4 protein-coding genes are annotated in these 3,013 nt (G+C 62.3%); all 4 read left to right on the top strand.

Going from position 1 to position 3,013, the window contains the following annotated elements; genetic code table 11:
- A partial coding sequence (gene rpsB / locus Q0331_RS10770) for a 30S ribosomal protein S2 (RefSeq protein ID WP_298076356.1) occupies positions 1-486 on the top strand: 486 nt, incomplete at its 5' end.
- A 171-nt stretch (positions 487-657) separates the two neighbouring features.
- Entirely contained in the window at positions 658-1,476 is an 819-nt protein-coding gene (gene tsf, locus Q0331_RS10765) for a translation elongation factor Ts (RefSeq protein ID WP_034986351.1), read from the top strand.
- 139 nt (positions 1,477-1,615) lie between these two features.
- The gene (pyrH, locus tag Q0331_RS10760; protein WP_298076355.1) at positions 1,616-2,356 is read left to right on the top strand and encodes a UMP kinase; all 741 of its coding nucleotides are present in this window, start codon (positions 1,616-1,618) and stop codon (positions 2,354-2,356) included.
- A 62-nt stretch (positions 2,357-2,418) separates the two neighbouring features.
- The gene (frr, locus tag Q0331_RS10755) at positions 2,419-2,976 is read left to right on the top strand and encodes a ribosome recycling factor (RefSeq protein ID WP_298076354.1); all 558 of its coding nucleotides are present in this window, start codon (positions 2,419-2,421) and stop codon (positions 2,974-2,976) included.
- The last annotated feature ends 37 nt before the right edge of the window (positions 2,977-3,013 follow it).

Genomic DNA, 3,013 nt, shown 5'->3' with positions numbered 1-3,013 from the left:
CGCCTCAAGGAGCTGCAGGCAATGGACGCAGCTGAGGACGGCTACAAGGGCCGCACCAAGAAGGAAGTTCTGATGCTGACCCGCGAGCGCAACAAGCTGGAGCGCGTCCTCGGCGGCATCGCGGACATGACCAAGACCCCGTCCGCTCTGTGGATCGTCGACACCAACAAGGAGCACATCGCTGTCTCCGAGGCACAGAAGCTGAACATCCCGGTTGTCGCAATCCTGGACACCAACTGCGACCCGGATGTTGTCGACTACCCGATCCCGGGCAACGACGATGCAATCCGCTCCGCAAACCTGCTGACCGGCATCATCTCCTCCGCAGTCGAGGCTGGCCGCCAGGCTCGCGCCGAGCGCCAGGAGGCTGCAGCCAAGGAAGCTGCCGGCGACGCTGACAAGGCGCCGGCTGAGGCTGAGAAGACCGAGGCTCCCGCCGAAGAGGCTCAGGCTGAGGCAAAGGCCGAGGGCAACACCGAGGCATAAGCTGCTTTAGAGCGAGCGACATAGCGCCCACCCCCGTATGGGACACAGTTTAAGACCCGTGTCCGACGGGCGTGGGCGTTACTTGTAACCTAGGCTGGAAAACAGGACTGAATTTAGAAACTGTTCTTTCAGCCACTATGAACACTTCCACCAGAAGGAGGATCGCCCCACATGGCGAACTACACCGCTGCAGACGTTAAGAAGCTCCGCGAGATCACCGGCGCCGGCATGATGGACTGCAAGAAGGCCCTGGAAGAAGCCGCTGGCGACTTCGACAAGGCCATCGAGATCCTGCGCATCAAGGGCGCTAAGGACGTCGGTAAGCGCGCAGAGCGCTCCGCCTCCGAGGGCCTGATCGCCGTTTCCGGCAACACCATGATCGAGGTCAATGCTGAGACCGACTTCGTGGCTAAGAACTCCGAGTTCATCGAGTTCGCCGACAAGGTCGCAGCTGCTGCAGCTGAGGTTAAGGCAAACTCCCGCGAGGAGCTTGAGGCAGTTGAGGTTGACGGCCAGAAGGCTGTCGACGCTCTGCAGCAGCTGTCCGCAAAGATCGGCGAGAAGCTGGAGCTGAAGCGCGCCACCACCATCGAGGGCGACAAGGTTGCTGTCTACATGCACCACCGCTCCGCTGACCTGCCGCCGGCAGTTGGCGTGCTGGTCGCCTACGAGGGCGACGACGAGGGTGCAGCAAAGGCCGCCGCTATGCAGGTTGCCGCTCTGAAGGCTAAGTACCTGAGCAGCGACGAGGTTCCGGCTGAGACCGTCGCCAAGGAGCGCGAGATCGCCGAGGCCACCGCCCGCGAGGAGGGCAAGCCGGAGAAGGCGCTGCCGAACATCATCGAGGGCCGCCTGAAGGGCTACTTCAAGGACGTTTGCCTGCTGGACCAGCCGTCCGTCACCGAGTCCAAGAAGTCTGTTAAGCAGGTTATGGACGAGGCCGGCGTGACCCTGAAGGGCTTCAAGCGCTTCGAGGTTGGCCAGGCATAAGGTCTGTACAGTCTGTACACTCCGAAAATTTTTTCGGTAGAGGCTCCGGCGCACGAAAGGGTGCCGGGGCCTTTTTCCATGCCTCGGGTGGGGTAGTATGGCCAGCAGTGCAAAACACGTCGACAAAGGAGATTCCCCGGTGACTACAGCCGAGAACCGCGAAGGCTACAAGCGCGTTATGTTGAAGCTGGGGGGTGAGATGTTCGGCGGCGGCAAGGTCGGCATCGACCCCGACGTCGTGCAGAACGTGGCACGGCAGATCGCGGAGGTTTCCAAGTCCGGCGTGGAGGTTGCCGTGGTTATCGGCGGCGGCAACTTCTTCCGCGGCGCAGAGCTGCAGCAGCGCGGCCTGGACCGCTCCCGCTCCGACTATATGGGCATGCTCGGCACGGTCATGAACTGCCTGGCCCTGCAGGACTTCCTCGAGCAGGAGGGCGTGGATTGTCGCGTGCAGACCGCCATCCAGATGACGCAGGTCGCCGAGCCCTACTTGCCGCTGCGAGCATCTCGCCACCTGGAGAAGGGGCGCGTGGTCATCTTCGGCGCGGGAATGGGCATGCCGTACTTCTCCACTGACACCACCGCCGCACAGCGCGCCCTGGAGATCGGCTGCGAGGTGCTGCTGATGGCCAAGGCCGTCGACGGCGTGTACAGCGACGATCCGCGCACCAACCCGGAGGCGGAGCTCTTCCACGAGATCACCCCGTGGGAAGTCATCGAGAAGGGGCTCAAGGTCGCCGATGCCACCGCGTTCTCCCTGTGCATGGATAACAAGATGCCGATCCTGGTGTTCAACCTGCTCACCGAGGGCAACATCGCCCGCGCCATCGCCGGCGAGCGCATCGGCACGCTGGTCGACAGCAACGTCAGCACCCGCTAAAGAGCCAACACAACCCGATCCCTAAACCCATATCCCCGCCGTAGGCTGGTAAATTTCTAATCATGATTGACGATATTCTGCTTGAGTCCGAAGAGCGCATGACTAGCTCTGTGGAGCACGCCCGCGAGGATCTGACGACCATCCGCACAGGTCGCGCGAACCCCTCCATGTTCAACGGCGTTGTCGCCGAGTACTACGGCGTTCCCACTCCGATCACCCAGATGGCCACCATCAGTGTTCCGGAGCCCCGCATGCTGCTGATCAAGCCCTACGAGCAGTCCACCATGGATGCGATCGAGAACGCTATCCGCAACTCCGACCTGGGTGTCAACCCCACCAACGACGGCCAGGTGCTGCGCGTAACGATCCCGCAGCTCACCGAGGAGCGCCGCAAGGAAATGGTCAAGGTGGCCAAGTCCAAGGGCGAGGACGCGAAGATCGCCATCCGCAACATCCGCCGCAAGGGCATGGAGCAGCTGGGCAAGATCCAGAAGGACGGCGAGGCCGGCGAGGACGAGGTCCGTGCGGCGGAGAAGGATCTGGAGAAGATCACCCACAACTACGTAGAGCAGGTTGATTCTCTGGTCGAGGCCAAGGAGAAGGAGCTGCTCGAGGTTTAACTCGAGCGCCTGCTAGCCCCCGCGCACGAAAGGCCGA

Source organism: uncultured Corynebacterium sp. (genome assembly GCF_937999985.1).
Classification (GTDB): Bacteria; Actinomycetota; Actinomycetes; order Mycobacteriales; family Mycobacteriaceae; genus Corynebacterium.
Note: the sequence above shows the minus strand (reverse complement) of the source record. Positions and strands in the feature narration are given on the sequence as shown.

Excerpts from the sequence above, each read along its gene's own strand:
- frr (WP_298076354.1), top strand. The coding sequence starts at position 2,419 with ATGATTGACGATATTCTGCTTGAGTCCGAAGAGCGCATGACTAGCTCT.
- tsf (WP_034986351.1), top strand. The coding sequence starts at position 658 with ATGGCGAACTACACCGCTGCAGACGTTAAGAAGCTCCGCGAGATCACC.